The sequence below is a fragment of the Sphingomonas sp. CFBP8993 genome, from assembly GCF_034044895.1.
In the GTDB taxonomy this organism is placed as follows: domain Bacteria; phylum Pseudomonadota; class Alphaproteobacteria; order Sphingomonadales; family Sphingomonadaceae; genus Sphingomonas.
Genome location: NZ_JAXCWU010000001.1, coordinates 131,302 through 149,195 on the forward strand (window position 1 = coordinate 131,302; position 17,894 = coordinate 149,195).

Sequence of the window (17,894 nt, forward strand, 5' to 3'; positions counted from 1 at the left end):
CGTGAGTGTCGCGACGCCCGCCGATCCGCGCGGCACCGGCCGGGCGCTCAGCACCGAATTGCTGCTGTACCGATTGCGCAATCTCACCACGCTGGCGTCCCACGAGATCGAGCTGGTGCTGTCGCTGGGCGAACAGCCCAAGCCGCATGCCGCCGGCACCAGCATCTGTCCGCATGAGGATTGCAGTCCGCATCCTCGGCTGATCGTCGGTGGTTGGGCGTGCCGGCCGCGCATCCTCCCCGATGGACGCCGCCAGATGCTGGGCCTGTTGCTGCCGGGCGACATGATGGGCGATCGCGGCGAGCGGCGGCCGCTGGCGCTTAATCCGGTGGTCGCGCTGACCCCGGTGCGGACGATCGGCATCGGTCGGCTGGTGCAGGCGGTGCGGCATCAACCCGACGATCATCCGGGTCTGGTCCGCGCGCTGGCCGCGATCGACCGGGGAGAGGAGATGGGGCTGCTCGACCATATCGTTCGCCTGGGCTGCCAGAATGCGTTGCAGCGCGTGTCGCACCTGTTGCTCGAACTGCACCAGCGATTGTCGGCGATCGGCTTCGTCCATGCAGGCACCTTCCCGATGCCGCTGACGCAGGATACGCTGGCGGAATTGCTGGGCCTCAGTCTGGTCCATATCAATCGCATCGTGTCGCAGTTGCGTCGCGAAAAACTGGTGACGATGCGCAGCGGGATCGTGATGATCGCCGATTTTCCCCGACTGGCGCTATTGGCGGACCGTGCCGATCCGACCCGCGACAGCCCTGCAGTCTGACCTGGACGGCACGCTGGCGCCCTGCATCCGGCCGCTAGTCGCGGTCCGGCACCACAGGGGGTGGCGGGCGGTACTGCCGGAGGGGGTGCTGACCTTCGGCGACGAACCTATCCATCGGGCAGGGGGGATTGCCAGCCGCAGCGCCGTGCCCGGTTGTCATGCCGAAATGGTGGCGAGCAAGGGTCGGATCGGCCTGGATGTCGAGACGCTGGCGCGGATCGCGCTGAACGCCGCCCCGGGCGATCCGTGGCTGGCACCGTGTGAACGGCGTATCGTCGCGGCGGCGTCCGATCCGCTGGTCGAGTTGGCTGGCCGCTGGGTGCTGCGCGAGGCCTATGGCAAGGCGCTGGGTGTGGGGCTGGCGATGCCGCTCGATACGCTGGTCTTCCAGGGGCGGGGCGATCGCATCACGCTGTGGGGAGTGGCAGAGGGCTGGTCGTTCGCCCTCTATCGCTGCGGCGACACCATGTTCGGCATCGCGCGTCAGGCGACGCCGTTCGCCCCCATCGGCAGGAACCCACCCGCCCCGCCGTTCGACAGGTAGAGCGCATTCAGCACCTGCCCCGTCGCGCGCGTGAAGGGGATCGGCCTGCCATCGGCGTCGAGCAGATTGGCGCCCGTGCCATTACCGCCCAGTGTCTGGTCGCCGACATTGGTGCCGTCGACCGCAGTCAGCATCGCGCTCATTTGCGTCAGCGCCGCGCCGATCGCGGGATTCGCATCGGCCTGATGATCCAGCAGCGACCGGATCAGTCCGCCCTGATAGATCGCATCGGCCAGGAGCTTCGATGCGGCGGTGGCGGCGGCGCTGTCGCCGCCGGTGAGGAGCAACGTCCGATAGCTGGCAGCGACCGCATATTCGATCAGGAACCCGCCGAGCAGAAACGCTGTGTCGCCCGCATAGGGATCGAAAGCCTGCCCCCCGGCGACGATGCCGGCGCGCTGGCCAGCAATGGCGAAGGCGCTGGTCGTGCCGGTCGACAGGTCGATCGCCGGCTGCGCCGCCACGGCCGTACCGATCGCGGTGCGCAGCGTGGCAACCTGCGCCGCCTTTTCATCGGCAAGTTCGACCGCCAGTGCCGCGATCATCGGGTCGGCGAAGGTGACGCGCCGTCCGCCCGTCACCGCCCCGGCATTTCCCGTGCCGCCGGTCAGCGTCGCGGGCAGGCCACTGCCCCGCGACGCCACCGCATGATATTGCGCGCCGAGATAGGCGAGCATCAGCGCGAGGTTGAGCGGATGTGTGACGGCGGCCGAGGGCGGCGCGGCGGGCACCACCGCGACCGGTGCGCTGACCACTGGCACGCTGTCGTCGGAGCCGCCACCGCCACCGCATCCCGATAGCAGGGCGCCGGTCGAAAAGCCGGCGGCAAGGCGCAGGAACCGGCGGCGATCTTGGGGAAGGTCGTTGAACTTCATGCCGCCCCAAGATGGCAAACAGCGTTGCCAGAATATTAATGCCTTCCATATATCGCCCGTAAATACATCAAATGATGTAACAAAGTCGGATAGCGGGGCGGTGGTCGGGGAACGTTAACCGTCGGTGCTCTTAACCAGGGGAATGACGAACCCCATGGCCTATCCCGACATGACCGCCACGCTGCAAGCCGCGCTCGACGACGCGGCTGGCAGCCGTCTTCCCTTCACGATTCCGCCCGGTGGTCACCGCCTGGCCGCGACGGGGCTAGGCTATGCCAGCAACGCGCGGATCGTCGTCGGCGGCGACCTCTACAATGATCACGGACCGCGGGTCGGCACGCTTTACTGCCTGACCAACCGTTCGGGCAAACGGCTCAACAACGTCACGATCGTCGGTGCAGGCGGGGCCTTTGTCGGCGCGGCATCAGACCCTGCCGGCGCGACGCGCAAGGGCCTGGGGATCGTCGACACCGATGGCTTCACCGTTATCGGCGTTCGGACGGAGGGCCCGCTGACCGGCTTCGCGATGGAGATCAAAAATGCCGCCGGTGGTCATATCAACGGCCTGACGCTCAATTCCGGCGTCCCCCGGCCGGGCGCCGACGGCCTTCATTTCTTCGGCGCGTGCAGCAAGGTCACGGGATCGAACATCGCCGTGCAGAGCGGCGACGACGCCTTGTCATTCACCTCCGAAAACCAGGAGTCGATCGATGCGGTGATGGATCGGATCACGCTGACGACGATGACCCTCAACAGCGCCTCCTTCTCGTGCATCAAATTCTATACCAGTACCACGACGGGAAAAGCGACGATCCGCAACGTCACGCTGACCGGGATCAAGGGGCGAATTACGCAGGGGCCGACCGGCTGCCCGCTGATGATGCAGAATAATGGCGTCGCGCAGGGTTGCGTGATCGATCGCGTGACGATCGCCAATGCCGACCTGGATTTCGGCGCGGCGACCCAGGACGGGCCGACCGCCTATCTGACCGATTGCAGCAACGTGACGCTGCGCAACGTGACGTTGCGCGGCCGCCGCAACGGCCAGTTTATCCGGGCGGTCCGCTGTTCCGGTCTGCGCGTCACGGGTGAGGTGTGGGACACGATCCCCGGAAATCCGATGAACGACCTCGTCCAGCTGGAATATTGCAGTGACTATGACATCGATCTGATAGTCCGCTCGGCAAGCGGCGCGCGGATCGGGTCGTTGCGGGTCAGCAATGGGGGCACCGATACCGCGATCCGCTATATCGGCATGACCGACAATTAATCGACGTCGCCCGATGGCCGTTCCGGTGGCAGGCGGGCGACCAGCTCGCCGATGATGAGCCTCGCATCGTCGTTCATCCCGCACAGCGAGACCAGCGATTGCAGCAGCGTCTGCGTCGAAACGCTCGACAACAGGCTGCCAATCCGTTGCTGCTCATCGGCGGTCAGCGGGCTTTCGTGCGGCGGGTCGCCGGAGAAGGGGCGTGACGTCATGCCACGGCGATAGCAGCGGCGGCGACTGCGATCCGATCAATTGAGACACGCGCGAAAGTGAGAGCTCTGTCCAACCCACATCGCAGGCGGGCCAGAAGGCTGATATTGATGGCGCAGCCGGCGCGGCGGCGTGAACAAATTTGACCCGGTATCTGGCGGTGGTGAGACGGACCATGCCGAGGATGCTGCTGGGCAGTTGGTCTTAGCGGGTGGCTATGGCACGGATGACGTCTGCGTCGCAGCCCTTGTCAGCTAACCGGGCACGAACTACCGTGCTCACGAGGCAGTCGTGCGCCAAGCGAGGGCGCGCGGCGCTAGGGCAGCGCTGCGGCGATATCGGCGGCAAAGCGTGCGATGTCGAAACGGGCCGCGCCAGGATCCTCGCCCCGTCGGACGATCACCAGATGTCGCCCCGGAATAACCATCACATATTGCCCGCGATTGCCCTGCGCGGCGAAACTGCCCTCGGGAAGGCCCTGTTGGGGGCCGAACAGCCACATCGTCGCGCCATAGCCGGGACCGCTGGGTGGTTGCGGTCCGCTCGGCGTCGTCATGCTGCGCATCCAGCCCGCCGGCAGTAGGCGCCGGCCCGCCCAGACCCCGTCCTGCGACCAGAACAGCCCGAGCCGCGCGAGGTCGCGGGCGGTCGACCACACCTGGCTGGAGAGGACATAGTTGCCGTGCCAGTCCGTCTCCGCGACCGTATGCGCCATGCCGAGCTTGGCGAACAAATCGTTCGGCCATGTGCGATAGCGGTCCTCGCCGATCCGCTGCCGCGTGGCATAGACGGCAAGCAGGATGTCGTTGTTCGCATAGCGGAAGCGCGTGCCGGGCGGGGCCTCCAGGGGCCAGGACGCCGCCTGCTCGTCCACGGCCGTGCCGCCGAAATAGATCGCGTCGGTGCGGTTGCCGGCGGTGTCGCTGTGCAGGCCCGACGCCATGCGCAGGAGGTGGTCGAGCGTGATCGATCGCCGTGGGTCGCCTGCCGTCCATTGCGGTATGGCGGCGGGGGCCTGGAGGGCGCGGGTATCGGCAAGACCGATCAGCGTTCCGGCGATCGACTTGCCGACCGACCAGGTCCGGTTCGAGACATAGGGCCCGAAACCGGGGCCATAATGTTCGGCAACGATCTTGCCGTCCTGCACGACGAGCACGCCGACCGTCTTGGCGCCGGCGCCATAGCCGTCGGCGAAGGCCTTGCCGATGGCCACGTTCAGCGGCGCGGCAGGGCGCGCGGCGATACCGGCATCGCCCTGCGGCCATGGACGCGGATCCGCGCCGGCAATCGGTGGGGGCGCGGCCGATGCGGTGCCCGCCGGTGGTTCGCTGCCGATCGGCAGCGTCACGCAGCCGCGGCCGCCCCGCCAGATGGCGTATCGCGGCGGCAGCGCGGGGTCGAAGGCGACGGCGACGGACCCGCGCGCGCGGTCGACCTGCGCGACGAGCGTCGGCACGATCTTCTCATAATCGGGATAGATGCCGGTCAGTTCGTCGGCATCGATTTGCGCCGGGGTGCGCCCGGCATTGAAGAGCCCCGAGCAATAGAGGGCGGCCTTGTAGCCAGCCGCCACCGCGCGCGAATAGGTGCCGGCCGAAGGCTGGGCGACGATCTGGGCGTTCGCGTGACCCGCCAGGAGGAGGGCGAAGGCCGCTGATGTTCGTATCCGCATCGGCGCATCATTCCATTGCCGCCAGGATAGGGCAATCCGCTTATCCCATACGCATCCTTGGACTTTCCCCGATCGGGGGGATTTTTGCGGCAAGGAATGGGTCCTATGGCGGCGGGATGACTGACCCGATCCTCTACAGCTTTCGTCGTTGTCCCTTCGCGATGCGGGCGCGACTGGCGCTGGACGTCAGCGGGGTGCGTCATGAGCTTCGGGAGGTCAGGCTGTCCGACAAGCCTGCGGAAATGCTTGCCGCATCCCCCAAGGGCACGGTGCCGGTGCTCGTAACGGCGCAGGGTGGGGTGATCGAGGAAAGCCTCGCGATCATGCGGTGGGCGCTGCGGTTCCGAGACCCGGAAGACTGGCTCGCGCGCGACGATGCTGCACTGATCGCGGCGAACGACGACGTGTTCAAGCACCATCTCGACCGGTATAAATATCCCGATCGCCACGGCTCGGACCCCGTCCGGCATCGCGATTGCGGCTTCGCGTTCCTAAAAGCTCTGGAGACGCGGATCGAGGCAGGCGGTCAACTCTGCGGCACGAAGACGGGCCTTACGGATGCCGCCCTCATGCCGTTCGTCAGGCAGTTCGCCCAGGTCGATCGGGGGTGGTTCGACGCCTTGCCCCTGCCACGGCTGCAATCATGGCTGGCCGGCCATCTCGCATCGGATCGCTTCGAGCGGATCATGCACAAGGTTTCGCCCTGGTCTCCGGATGGAACGGCTATTGTCGTCGAAGGTGAAGGTAAGTGAAGGTCATGCGGTTGAACGTATCGCGGCCAGGCTATGATCAACGCGCGCCCGCTTTCAGGGGAGCGCCGAGCACGTCGGAATGCCTGAATTCGGGTCAGCCCGTCGCTGTCAGCGGTGTGCCTTCAAGCGCGCCAGGCGTCGCTTTCGCGCCCTGATCAAAGGCGCGCGTGGTCGGTCCGAACCTCTCGCCGTCCGTGAGGGAGGCGAGCGGCGCTGGTTACATTCTCATGTTGAATAAAGGCCCGGGATCGGCGAGGTGGCCGCACATGGGGACTGAGCCTTTATGGGCTACAACCACCCGTTCCGCCGTGCCGTGCGACCTGCTTCGATGCGGTTCGCCGCGCCGAGTTTCCCTGCCGCGTCGGACAGGTAGTTGCGGACGGTCCCGGGCGACAGACCGAGCCGATCGGCGATGTGCTTGTTCGATAGCCCTTCCTCGGCGAGACGCAACGTATCGCGTTCGCGATCGGTGAGCGGATCGCGACCGATCTCACCGGCCGCTGCTGCGAGATCGGCGGGGATCGCGCGACCTCCGGCTACGACGGTGCGGATCGCGGCGACCAGGTCGTCAACCGGTGCGTCCTTGAGCAGATAGCCGCGCACACCGGCACTCCGTGCCCGAGCAAGATAGCCCGGCCGAGCAAAGGTCGTCACGATGACGACGGCGGTGCGCGATCGCTCGTCGGCCAGCCGACTCGCAAGGTCGAGGCCGGTTGGACCCGGCATCTCGATATCCGTCAGCAAGATGTCTGGCGCCAGATTCCGCACCATCGCGAGCGCCACGTCGCCATCGGCCGCGCGACCGACGATCGTGAAGTCCGGCTCCAGAGAGAGCAACGCGGCGATGGCGCCCAGCACGAGCGCCTGGTCTTCGGCGATGACGATACGGATGGATGTCATGTCGGCACGCTCGCTTCGAGGCGGGTGCCGGGTCGGGCAGGACTGAGGTGCAGGGCACCGCCTGCGGCGACCAGTCGCTGGCGCATGCCGGTCAGGCCGTTACCCTCGCTGCGGGAAAAGCCGACGCCATCGTCCTCGACGACCAAGCGGGCGTGGCCCGTGTCGGCGACGATATGGATCGTGCAATGCCGGGCGTCAGCGTGGCGAATGACGTTGGTGACGGCCTCGCGCAGCGTCATCGCCAACACCGCGCCGGCGTTGGCAGGAACGTCGGCGGCGTCGCCTTTCATTGTCGGGTGCACGCCGGCGGTTCGCAACGCGGCGATCGACGCCGAGGCTTCCTGCGCCAGGCCACCGCCAGCCTGCCCGGCCAGCGCCGCGCGGACATCGGCTAGGCCGGCACGTGCGGCGTCGGCGATCGCCTCCACCTCCGCGCGTGTCGCAACCATGTCCCGCTCGAGCAGTCGGCCGGCAAGATCGGCCTTCAGCGCGACGAGCGTCAGCGTACGGCCAACGACGTCGTGCAGATCGCGTGCGATCCGTTCGCGTTCGGCCGTGCCAGCGAGGCGACGGACCTCTTCCTGGGTCGCGAGCAGCGCCTGGGTGCGCTCGTAAAAGGCCTCGCGCGAGATGGTCCCGCCGCCGGTCATGACGACGAGCAGCACCCCGGGCAGCCACCATAAAGTCGGTTGGCTCAGCACGAGACCGGTTACGGTCGTCGCCACCGCGATCGCGGCGATGCCGATGGTCGCGACGCGTCGCGGACGGGCATGCCCCATCGCCGACGCGGCGTAGATCGGAAAGACGGTCCATCCCACCGGCCAGGCGGCGAGGGCGATGCCGATCGCGGTGATCGCGGCGCAGGCGCCGAACAGCTTCCCGCCTTGCCAGCGATGCGCCAGGACGTAGAGGGGCAGGAAGACCGCCACCGCCAGCGCCGAAGCGATAAGCGTCGCCGCGTCGGGCCGCTTCCACAGCCATGGTAGGGGGAGGAAGACGAGGTAGACGAGCCACGGCCACGGCCCGTCCCACCATCGCTGTTCCGCCGTGCGCATCGCGCCACTGTCGGCGTTGTAGGCGCGTTCGGTCAAGCCGGGCTCCGCCGCCATCCGCTCCAGGCCCAGACGATTCCCCCGGCTGTCATCGCGGCCACCGCCGTCGCATGGCCGAAGGACGAGCCAAGCGTATCGACGCCGACGATCCCGCGCGCGAGCTGGCCGAGATGGTAGGACGGCGTGATCTGGCCCAGCGTCCGCATCCAGCCGGGCAGCATGACGGTCGGAATCCACAGGCCGCCCAGCACCGATCCGCCGAGGAACACGGCGTTGGCCACCGCCACCGCGCCCTTGCCGCTCATCCGCATGCCCATGCCGAAACCAATCAGCGCAAACGGGATCGCCGAGCCGAGATGGAGCAGGGTCAGCGCGGCCCAGCTTGCCGCCGACAAGCGGACACCTGCGATGATCGCCAGTGCATCGATCAACACCAGCGCCAGCGCGGTGGTGGCGACGGCGGCGACCAGTTTCGCCGTGACATAGGCACCGGCCGGCATCGGCGACACGCGCTTCAATTCGATCAGACCTTGCTCGCGCTCCATGGCAACGCCGGCACCGAAGCCGAACAGCGCCGGACCCGTCGCGGCGAACACGCCATAGCCCGCCAAGGTCGCAAGGGCATATTCGGGGGAGGGCGACCTGGCGACCGCCAGCGTGAACAGGCCATAGAACGCGGCGGGGGTCACCACGGTCGGAACGAGGAACTGGGGCAATCGCGACGTGCGCTTGAGTTCGGCGACCGCTTCGCGCAGCCACACGCCGTTCGGGATTGCGACGAGCGCGGTCATGCGGCGATCCTTTCCGGCTGGGCGACAAGCAGGGCGGTGATCGCATCCTCCAACGTCGCATCGGCGACGCGCAAATCCATGAGCGTGGTATCGGCATCGAGGAGCGCGCGCACGGTCGCGGCGGCATCGGCGGTGACGATGCGCAGGTCCGCGCCGTCCATGGCAGCGTCTCTGACCGCCGGTGCCGACGCGGCGCGGTCCGGCGTCAGTCGGCTGCGGCAGCGGATCACCGATCCTCCCGCTCGTGCCCGCAGGGCGGCAGGCGTGTCGTCGGCGACGATCTTCCCGGCGTCCATCACCACGATCCGGTCGGCCAGCGCATCGGCCTCCGCCAGGTCGTGGCTGGTCAGCAGCACCGCCGTTCCGTCATCGGCCAGGGCGCGCACGGTGCCCCACAACATGCGGGCGGAGGCCCGGTCCATGGCGGCGGTGGGTTCGTCGAGGACGAGCAGGTCGGGGCGGCCGCAGATCGCCAGGGCGTAATGAACGCGGCGTGCCTGACCGCCCGAAAGCGCCGAGCAGCGGCGGTCGGCAAGGTCGTCGAGCCCCGCGAGCGCCAGCGTCTCGTCCAGCGGGCGCGGGTCGATGTAATAGCCCGATTGCAGCGTCAGTAGCTCACCGATCGTCAGCACGTCGGGCAGGCCCGCGCTTTGCAGCATCACGCCCAGGCGGCGGCGCGCGGCGGGTCGGCGCGGGTCGAGCCCAAAAATCTCTGCGGTGCCCGTGTCCGGCGCGATGCGTCCGGTGAGCAGCGAGACGGAGGTCGTCTTGCCCGCGCCGTTCGGGCCCAGCAGCGCGGTCACCTCACCGGCGCGGATGCCGAGATCGAGTTCCGCGAGGACGCTTCGTCCGCCAAGCCGTTTGGACACGCGCGCCAGCCGCGCGACGTCGGACAGATCGCCGCTCATCGACCGGCCTCCGGCATCAGCACGGCATCGAGTGCGGCCAGGACTTTCGGCCAGCCATCGACCCGCGCCGCGCGGTTGCCGGCGATGCTCCCGCCAAGCGAAGCGGCCGTGCTCGCCGCCTGCCAGGCAGGATCGGGGGGCGGGCCGAATGCGGCATGGCCCGCGTCGGGATAGGCAAGCACCGTGACGGGATGTCGATAACTGGCGGCGTGCAACCGTGCTTCGACCGCCCGCGCCATCGGGCAGGACGGCCACAGCCCATCCGCCTCGCCACAGACCATCACGATGGCGGCTTGCGCGCGCTCGGCCGGGATGGCGCCCTTTGCGGCCTTGGCCGGATCGGCCAGCGCGTCGGCATACAGGGCATGGATGCCGCGCCATTCCCCCGTCCATCCATAGGGCGTGAACGGCACCGGCCTGCCACCCTCGGTCCATGAGCTTTCGGTGACGAGTCCCTGTCGGTCGATCCCCGGCCAAACGACGCTGGAGGGGACGCCGAGCACCGCGATCTTGAGATCGCTTCGGCGCGAGGCGACAAGCAACGCTGCCTCGGCGCCTTTGGACGTGCCGACGATGCCGATGCGATTGTCGGCGACCCCAGGCTGCGTCTTTAACCAGTCGAGTGCGCGGGTGAAGGTTTCGACGGGGATCGACTTCAGGGCGGCAGGCTGGCCGGGGCTGCCGAAATACGAAAGCTGAAGGACGACATAGCCATGGGCCGCCAGCGCCGCCGCCTGTGCAGCGGCCCCCTTGCCAAGGCCGCCTTCCGACCCGCCGAGCAGCATGATCGCGGGTGCGCGGCCGGGACGCGCGGGTCGGTAGAGATTGGCGGTCATGCCGCCGTCACGGATGGGTTGCGGGGCGATGGCGGCTGGAGATGCTGTCGCGGGGGTGGCAGCGGCAGCAGGCGGCAGAGCGGCGGCAAGTGCGAAGGCAGTCAGGAACATCGTTCAACCTCGTCGGTGAGGCTCGTTCCCTGCGCCATGGCACGCGGCTCACGTAGTGACAGATGTCATGGTTTGGGGTGACCGGGTTCGATTTTTTTGAAAACGGCGCAGGAGCAAGATCGATGAATGGCTGAAATGGGTCTTTTTTATGAAGTCCGCGACCAGATGCCCTTGGTCAATCGGCGTCGCGCAACTCGCTGGAGAGGAACGCAGACAGGCTGACGAGCGTCCCCAGGCCGCCGGTCAAAACGAACATCCACCTGACGCCGATCAAGCCGCCAAGCGGAGCAGAGACCAACAGGCCGAAAGGGGCTGCCAGTCCCATCATCGTGCCGAGCAGTCCAAGGACACGCCCCTGTAATCGATTGGGAACGGTCGTCTGGATCAAAGCGGTGAACGGCGCGTCGCCCAAGATGAAGAACAGGCCGCTCAACGCCCAGAAGATCGCGGCCAGCAGGAACATGCCGGGCGGCATCAGCGCGATCGCAATCGCCCCCAGCGGCGCGGCGGCGACGGTCACAATGCCCATCAACGTCTGGTTCAGCCCGGCGGCGCGGGGAAGGAAATGCCGGGGCACCAGCATCGCCTCGCTGGCGGAGGCGGCGGGCATCTGAAACGCGGTCGCCGCGCTGCGGACGAACATCGCGAGATAGATGTGCCACAAGGCGATATGGCCGCTGAGGAACAGGGTAATCAGGACCACGATGCAAAAGGCCGAGAGCAGGTCGGCGACGATCATCAGCATCCGGCGGCTGTAGCGATCGGCGAACGTGCCTCCGACCGGCCCCAGCAGCGCCTGGGGCAGCAGCGCGGCCAGCCCCGCCGTCGCCAGCGCGCCGAGATCGCCGGTCGTGTCGGTGATCCACCAGATCAGCACGAACTGCGTCATCGCCGATCCGATCAGCGACAGCGATTGTCCGGCAAAGATCGACCAGAAGCGCCACTGCCAGCCGGGGCCGGGATCGACGCCCGCCGGGGTCTGTTCCATCGCAATGGTCTGGCTTATAACATCCTGGGCAGGACGTCGGCGGCCCGTCCGCGATCGAGGAAGCGGTGCTTGAGAACGCCCATGACATGCAGCGCGACCAGCGCCAGCAGCGTATAGGCCAGCACCTTGTGCGCGAGCGCGAAGACGGCGAAGGCGCGGTCGTTCTTGGGCAGAAGCTCGGGCAGGTCGGTGACGAAGAACGGCACTCCGTCGCTCTGGGTGAACGAGCTGGACATGGCATAGCCCATCACCGGTACGATGATCGCGAGCGCCAGCATCGCATATTGGACGATGCTCGACAGCATGACCTCCCACCGGGCGAGCCCAGCAGGATGATGGGGCAGGGCGGACCGGCTGCGCACGACCAGCGCGATGGTGCCGATCACGAAGGCCAGCACACCGAACTCCTTGTGGACGGGATACATCCATTCGAATTTGGCGGCGATGCTGTCGGGCAGCGAAGTCATCGTCCAGCCGAGCGCGATCAGCCCCAGGATCAGCGCGGCGCGGGTCCAGTGGAGCAGCCGCATCGGCAGGGTATAGCAGTCATGACGGGTCATCGCGGCGTTCCTTGGGCTTCGGTGTCGCCGCCGAGCGCGCGGTAGAGCGCGGCGGCGGCGGTTAGTTGGTCGCGCCGGACAATCAGCGCGGTCTGTTGCGCGGCATAGGTCGCGCGCTGCGCGTCGAGCAGTTCGAGGCGGCTGGTCTGCCCGGCGCGATAGGCGAGATCGGTCAGCTGGGCACGACGTTCGGCCTGGGTGACGACGGCGCGTTGTTCTGTCACCTGCCGCCCATAGGTTGCCTGTGCGGCAAGCCCATCGGCGACTTCGCGGAAACCCGTCTGGATCGCCTTTTCATAGCTTGCGACGGCGGTCGATGCACGCAGTCGGGCAAGGTCGAGATTGCCGCGTAGCTCTCCGCCGCGAAAGATCGGCAGGCTGATCGCGGGCGAATAGGACCAGGATCGGTTCGCCCCCTGGAACAGGCTGTCGAGCGCCAGGCTGGCGAAACCGAAGGCGGCGGTCAGCGACACGCGCGGAAAGAAAGCCGCACGCGCCGCGCCAATATCAGCATTGGCGGCGCGCAGATCCTGCTCGGCCTGAGCGATGTCGGGGCGGCGGGCCAGCAGGTCGGACGGCGTCCCCGCCGCCAGCGCGGTGCGGATCGGTTGTTCCATCAGCGGAGTGGGCGGCAGCAGGTCGCCTGACAGCGGCACACCGACCGCGAGCGTCAGCGCGTTGGTCGCCTGCGCCAGTTCGCGCTCGCGCTGCGCCAGATCGGCCTGGGCCTGCCGGACCAGCCCCTCGGCCTGCGCCATATCGGCGCCGCTCGACTGGCCCGCGTCCCTGCGCAACCGGGTGATGTCGAGCGATGCACGCCAGTCGGCCAATGTCGAGCGGGTCAGCGCCAGTTGCTCGTCGGCCAGCCGCTCGTTCCAATAGGCGTCGGCAACCGCGCCGATCACCGCCAGCCGCACCGCGCGCCGGGCCTCGACCGAGGCGAGCCAGCGGTGGAAGGCCGCCTCGTTCATTGCGCGCAGGCGGCCGAACAGGTCGATTTCGAAACTGGTCAGCGCGGCCTGAGCGCTGAACTGACCGAACGTGAAGCCCGTCGCCTCGCCCCCCGGCGTCAGGCCCACACCTGCTCCAGCGACAACGGCGGGCTGCCGCTGGCGGGTATAGCCGCCCTCGACGTTGAGGGCGGGCAGCGACTGGGCGCGCTGTACGCGCACCTGGGCCCGCGCGGCTTCGGCGTTCAGCGCGGCGATACGCAGGTCGCGATTGGCGTCGAGTGAGAGCGCGATCAGGGTTTGCAGCCGGGGATCGCCGAACATGCCGCGCCATTCGGGCAGCGCCTCGGTGCCGCTCGCGATCGGAAAGGCCTCGGCGACCGGCGGTGTCGGCAGGGTGAGCTTCGGCGTCATCGAACAGGCGGTGGTCGCCAGCAACAGGGGGAGGGGCAGGTATCGCATCGTCATGCCCCCTTCGCCCGGCGCGCGCGCCAGCGTTCAGCCAGGCCGACCACCACCACGAAGAAGGTCGGCACGAAGATCAGCGCCAGCACGGTGCCGGTGATCATGCCCCCGAACACGCCGGTGCCGATTGCGTGCTGCGTCTCGGCGCTCGCACCCCCCGCCAGCATCAGCGGCACGACGCCCAGCGTGAAGGCCAGGCTGGTCATCACGATAGGGCGCAGGCGCACGCGGGCGGCGGCGATGGCGGCGTCGATCAGGCTGCTGCCCGCCTCGCGATATTGCTTGGCGAACTCGACGATCAGGATCGCGTTCTTGGCGCTCAGACCGATGATGGTGATCAGGCCGACCTTGAAGAAGATGTCGTTCGACATGCCGCGCAGCATCACCGCGGACACCGCCCCGATCAGGCCCAGCGGCACGACCAGCATCACCGCCATCGGGATCGACCAGCTTTCATAGAGGGCGGCCAGCACCAGGAACACGACCAGCATCGACAGCGCCAGCAGCATCGGGGCCTGCGCGCCCGCTTCGCGTTCCTGCCGCGACTGGCCGGTCCATTCGATCCCGAAGCCGGGCGGCAGTTCGGCGGCCAGCCGCTCCATCTCGCGCATGGCATCGCCGCTCGACACGCCCGGCGCGGCGCTGCCGGTGATGCTGACCGATGGATAGCCGTTATAGGTCGACAGCTGGAGGGGGCTGTTGCTCCACACCGGCGTCACCAACTCGGCCAGCGCGACCGTCCCCCCGGCTGCGTTCTTCACGCGCAGCTTCATCACATCGTCCAGGGTCATGCGGTGGGCAGGCTCGGCCTGCACGATCACCTGTTGCAATCGTCCCTTGTTGGGGAAGTCGTTGACATAGCTGCTGCCCAGCGCGGTGCCGATCATGTCGCTGATCGCGGTGAAGGACACGCCGAGCGCGCGCGCCTTGGCCCGGTCGATGTCCAGCCGGACGCTGGTGCCAGACGGTAGCCCCTCGGCATAGACACCGGTCAGCCTGGGGCTGCGCTGTGTATAGGCGACCAGCATGTCGCGCGCGGTGAAGAGCGCATGGCGACCCTTGCCCGCCCGGTCCTCCAGCCGCAGTGCAAAGCCCGACGAGGTGCCGAGTTCGTCGATGGCGGGGGGCATGACATTCATCGCCTGGCCCTCATGCACGTCCCTGGCCATCGCGGCATCGGCGGCGGCGACTTCCTTGGCGACGTTCGTGCCGCCCCGGTCCTTCCAATCTTTCAACATGGTGTAGACCATCGCTGCATTGGGGCCGGAGCCGGAAAAGCCGAAACCCAGGATCGACTCGGTCGTCTCGACACCGGGGCGGGTGGCCATATGTTTTTCCAGTGCCCTGACCGCCGCCAAGGTGCGAGTGGCGGTGGCATCGGCCGGAAGCTGGAAGCTGGTCATGAAATAGCCCTGATCCTCCTCCGGCATGAAGGACGACGGCAGGTTGACGAAAGCGATAGCCAGCATCCCGACGATCGCGACGAAGACCAGCATCATCCGCCCGCTCGCCTTCATAAACGTCGCGACCCAGCCCTGATAACCGCGTGTCGCCCGCTCGAACTGGCGGTCGAACCAGGTGAAGAAACGGTTCTTGGGCCGTTCCGAGTCCAGTGGCTTGAGCAGCGTGGCGCATAGCGCCGGGGTGAGGGTGAGCGCGAGGAAGGCGGAAAACAGGATCGATACCGCCATCGCCATCGAAAATTGGCGATAGATGGTGCCGACCGATCCGGCCGCCAGTGCCATGGGGATGAACACCGCCGACAGGACCAGCGTGATGCCGATGATCGCGGGCGTGATCTCCTGCATCGCCTTGCGCGTGGCATCGGCGGGCGACAGCTTCTCCTCGTGCATCAGCCTCTCGACATTCTCGACGACGACGATCGCGTCGTCGACGATGATGCCGATCGCCAGCACCATGCCGAACATGGTCAGCACATTGATCGAGTAGCCGGTCGCCAGCATGACCGCGATCGTGCCGAGCAGCGCGATCGGCGCGACGATGGCGGGGATCAACGTGTAGCGAACCTTTTGCAGGAACAGGTACATCACCAGGAAGACGAGCAGCATCGCCTCGGCCAGCGTGTGCAGCACCTTCTCGATCGAGATGCGGACGAACGGCGCGGTGTCGAACGGCGCGGACCAGCTCATGCCCGCTGGCAACGCATGGGCAAGCTCGGTCATGCGGGCACGGACCGCCTTTGACGCGGCAACGGCATTGGCACCCGGCGTCAGCTGGATACCGACCGAGGCAGCGAATTTGCCGTTCTCGCGCGTGTCGTTGCCGAAGCTCTGCCGGCCCAGTTCGATACGGGCGACCTTATCCAGCGTTACCGATGATCCGTCTGCATTGGCCTTCAGGATGATCCCGGCAAAATCATCGGGCGTCTTGAGCTGCCCGTCGGCGGTCAGCGGGACCAGCACGCGCTGGCCATGGGCGGTCGGCTCGGCTCCCAGCGCGCCGGGGGCGATCTGGACATTCTGCTCGGCGATTGCTGCGGTTACGTCCGTCGCGGTCAGGCCATATCCGGCGAGCCTGGCGGGATCGATCCAGATGCGCATGGCGCGCTCGGCCGAGAAATTCTGGACGCGCCCGACGCCGGGAATGCGCTTCAACTCGTCGACGATGTTTCGGGTCATGTAATCGGACAGCTCGACCTCGTCCTGGCGCCCATCGGACAACACGCTGACGATCATCAGGAAGCCCGACGAAGCGGACTCGACCGTCACGCCGGTCTGGCGCACCACCTGCGGCAGGCGCGGCTCGATGGTCTTCAGCCGGTTCTGCACGTCGACCTGCGCCAGCTCCGGGTCGGTGCCGGGGCGGAAGGTCGCCGTGATCGTCGCCGAGCCCGAGGTATCGGCCGAACTTTCGAAATAGAGCAGGTTCTTCACGCTCGACAGTTCGCGCTGCACCAGCGAGACGACGCTGTCGTTCAGCGTCTGTGGTGTGGCACCGGGATAGCTGGCGTAGATGCTGACCGTCGGCGGCGCGACGCTGGGGAAACGGGCGACCGGCATTTGCGGGATCGCGATGACGCCCATCAGGACGATCGCGATGGCGATGACCCAGGCGAAGACCGGGCGGTTGATGAAGAATTGCGCCATGGCTCAGCCCGCCGTGCCACCACGCCAAGGGCGCTGGATGACCGGAGTACCGGGCTGGACGCGATCCTGCCCCTCGATGACGACCGTTTCACCGGCGCGCAGTCCCGACGCGATGACATAGCGACCATCGACCAACGGGCCGAGCGTGACGCGGCGGATATGCACCCGGTCCTGCCCGTCGACCACGCTGACCTGCGGCGTGCCGTCGCCCGTGCGCGTCACGGCCTGTTGCGGCACGGTCAGCGCAGCGGGCATCTTTGCAAGCGGCAGGCGGGCGCGGACGAACATGCCGGGCAGCAGCCGCTCGCCGGGATTGGGCACCTCGACCCGGACCAACGCGTCGCCAGTGCCCGGATCGACGGTGATCCCTGAAAACAGGATGCGTCCCTGCGCCGGATGGTCCCGGCCAGAGGCGGTGAGGATTTGGACCGCTCCGGCCGCCGCACCCTTTTCGCGCAATTCGGCAAAGCGTTCGGCCGGCTGTCGAACATCGACATAGACCCGGTCGATCTGCTGGATCGTCGCCAGCGGCGTCGCGTCCGCCGCCGTCACCAGTGCCCCCTCGGTCACATTGGCCGGTCCGATCCGCCCGGCGATCGGCGCGGTCACCCGCGAAAAGCCCAGGTCGATTCGGCGGCGGCGCAAGGTGGCGCGCGCTTCGGCCAGGTCGGCGGCGGCCTGCTCGCGTGCGGCGACCGCATCGTCATAGCTTTGGCGGCTGATCGCGTCGGCGGCGACCAGCGGTTTCAAGCGATCGGCCTGGGCACGGGCGCGAGCATAGGCGGCGCTGGCCTTCTGCACGGTCGCCTTGGCCGTGTCGGCATCGGCGCGATAAGGGGCAGGGCTGATCTGAAACAGCATCTGCCCGGCGCGTACCGCCGCGCCCTGTTCGAACAGGCGGCGCTGGACGATGCCGCCGACCTGCGGGCGGATTTCGGCGGTGCGGAACGCAACGACCCGGCCGGGCAGTTCGTCGGTTGCGGTGACCTCGGCCGGCATGACTCGCATGGTCAGCACCGTGACCGGGGCCGCCGGTGCAGCCGGAGCTTCGGCGGAACAGCCGCTGAGCCACGCTGCCATCGGCAGAAGGAGTGGCAGCGCGGGAAGCGTGCGGCAAACGAGAGATCGGCCCAT

The 17,894-nt window shown here is 67.6% G+C and carries 17 protein-coding genes; 4 read left to right on the forward strand and 13 right to left on the reverse strand.

Annotation, left to right across the window (positions count from 1 at the left end; genetic code table 11):
• The first annotated feature begins 1 nt into the window (after nt 1).
• Together SOM26_RS00595 and SOM26_RS00600 are read left to right on the forward strand one after the other, a co-directional pair.
• The gene (locus SOM26_RS00595) at nt 2–769 is read left to right on the forward strand and encodes a Crp/Fnr family transcriptional regulator (RefSeq protein WP_320450791.1); all 768 of its coding nucleotides are present in this window, start codon (nt 2–4) and stop codon (nt 767–769) included.
• The gene (locus tag SOM26_RS00600) at nt 735–1,313 is read left to right on the forward strand and encodes a 4'-phosphopantetheinyl transferase superfamily protein (protein ID WP_320450792.1); all 579 of its coding nucleotides are present in this window, start codon (nt 735–737) and stop codon (nt 1,311–1,313) included. The genes SOM26_RS00595 and SOM26_RS00600 overlap by 35 nt, the downstream gene beginning before the upstream one ends.
• Here the strand turns inward: SOM26_RS00600 and SOM26_RS00605 are convergent.
• Complete coding sequence (locus SOM26_RS00605) at nt 1,253–2,188, reverse strand: ferritin-like domain-containing protein (RefSeq protein WP_320450793.1); 936 nt, start codon at nt 2,186–2,188, stop codon at nt 1,253–1,255. The two genes, SOM26_RS00600 and SOM26_RS00605, sit on opposite strands and share 61 nt — an antisense overlap.
• A 154-nt stretch (nt 2,189–2,342) precedes the next feature.
• Here SOM26_RS00605 and SOM26_RS00610 point away from each other — a divergent pair, with 154 nt between their 5' ends.
• Nucleotides 2,343–3,458 (forward strand): hypothetical protein, encoded by a 1,116-nt coding sequence (locus SOM26_RS00610; protein ID WP_320450794.1) that lies wholly within the window; start codon nt 2,343–2,345, stop codon nt 3,456–3,458.
• On the opposite strand, the gene SOM26_RS00615 is transcribed toward SOM26_RS00610, so the two are convergent.
• The gene (locus SOM26_RS00615) at nt 3,455–3,670 is read right to left on the reverse strand and encodes a hypothetical protein (RefSeq protein WP_320450795.1); all 216 of its coding nucleotides are present in this window, start codon (nt 3,668–3,670) and stop codon (nt 3,455–3,457) included. The two genes, SOM26_RS00610 and SOM26_RS00615, sit on opposite strands and share 4 nt — an antisense overlap.
• Nucleotides 3,671–3,984: 314 nt before the next feature.
• Nucleotides 3,985–5,340: a serine hydrolase domain-containing protein gene (locus SOM26_RS00620; protein WP_320450796.1), complete on the reverse strand. Its 1,356-nt coding sequence runs from the start codon at nt 5,338–5,340 to the stop codon at nt 3,985–3,987.
• Between the two features lie 116 nt (nt 5,341–5,456).
• Between SOM26_RS00620 and SOM26_RS00625 the strand changes: the two genes are divergently transcribed.
• Entirely contained in the window at nt 5,457–6,092 is a 636-nt protein-coding gene (locus SOM26_RS00625) for a glutathione S-transferase (protein ID WP_320451255.1), read from the forward strand.
• A 288-nt stretch (nt 6,093–6,380) separates the two neighbouring features.
• On the opposite strand, the gene SOM26_RS00630 is transcribed toward SOM26_RS00625, so the two are convergent.
• From SOM26_RS00630 to SOM26_RS00675, 10 genes are all read right to left on the reverse strand, one after another.
• Nucleotides 6,381–6,992: a response regulator transcription factor gene (locus SOM26_RS00630; protein ID WP_320450797.1), complete on the reverse strand. Its 612-nt coding sequence runs from the start codon at nt 6,990–6,992 to the stop codon at nt 6,381–6,383.
• The gene (locus SOM26_RS00635) at nt 6,989–8,083 is read right to left on the reverse strand and encodes a sensor histidine kinase (protein WP_320450798.1); all 1,095 of its coding nucleotides are present in this window, start codon (nt 8,081–8,083) and stop codon (nt 6,989–6,991) included. The genes SOM26_RS00630 and SOM26_RS00635 overlap by 4 nt, the downstream gene beginning before the upstream one ends.
• Complete coding sequence (locus tag SOM26_RS00640) at nt 8,080–8,835, reverse strand: ABC transporter permease (RefSeq protein ID WP_320450799.1); 756 nt, start codon at nt 8,833–8,835, stop codon at nt 8,080–8,082. Before SOM26_RS00640 ends, SOM26_RS00635 begins: the two co-directional genes overlap by 4 nt.
• Nucleotides 8,832–9,743 carry an ABC transporter ATP-binding protein gene (locus SOM26_RS00645; RefSeq protein ID WP_320450800.1) on the reverse strand — a complete coding sequence of 304 codons (912 nt, stop codon included), beginning with the start codon at nt 9,741–9,743 and terminating at the stop codon, nt 8,832–8,834. Before SOM26_RS00645 ends, SOM26_RS00640 begins: the two co-directional genes overlap by 4 nt.
• Entirely contained in the window at nt 9,740–10,690 is a 951-nt protein-coding gene (locus tag SOM26_RS00650; RefSeq protein WP_320450801.1) for an acyl-CoA thioester hydrolase/BAAT C-terminal domain-containing protein, read from the reverse strand. Before SOM26_RS00650 ends, SOM26_RS00645 begins: the two co-directional genes overlap by 4 nt.
• A gap of 175 nt (nt 10,691–10,865) precedes the next feature.
• Nucleotides 10,866–11,678 carry an MFS transporter gene (locus tag SOM26_RS00655; protein ID WP_320450802.1) on the reverse strand — a complete coding sequence of 271 codons (813 nt, stop codon included), beginning with the start codon at nt 11,676–11,678 and terminating at the stop codon, nt 10,866–10,868.
• 14 nt (nt 11,679–11,692) lie between these two features.
• Nucleotides 11,693–12,238 carry a cytochrome b gene (locus tag SOM26_RS00660; RefSeq protein ID WP_320450803.1) on the reverse strand — a complete coding sequence of 182 codons (546 nt, stop codon included), beginning with the start codon at nt 12,236–12,238 and terminating at the stop codon, nt 11,693–11,695.
• The gene (locus SOM26_RS00665) at nt 12,235–13,656 is read right to left on the reverse strand and encodes an efflux transporter outer membrane subunit (RefSeq protein ID WP_320450804.1); all 1,422 of its coding nucleotides are present in this window, start codon (nt 13,654–13,656) and stop codon (nt 12,235–12,237) included. The genes SOM26_RS00660 and SOM26_RS00665 overlap by 4 nt, the downstream gene beginning before the upstream one ends.
• The gene (locus tag SOM26_RS00670) at nt 13,653–16,760 is read right to left on the reverse strand and encodes a multidrug efflux RND transporter permease subunit (RefSeq protein ID WP_320450805.1); all 3,108 of its coding nucleotides are present in this window, start codon (nt 16,758–16,760) and stop codon (nt 13,653–13,655) included. Before SOM26_RS00670 ends, SOM26_RS00665 begins: the two co-directional genes overlap by 4 nt.
• A gap of 3 nt (nt 16,761–16,763) precedes the next feature.
• Nucleotides 16,764–17,840: an efflux RND transporter periplasmic adaptor subunit gene (locus tag SOM26_RS00675; protein WP_320450806.1), complete on the reverse strand. Its 1,077-nt coding sequence runs from the start codon at nt 17,838–17,840 to the stop codon at nt 16,764–16,766.
• Nucleotides 17,841–17,894 lie beyond the last annotated feature (54 nt).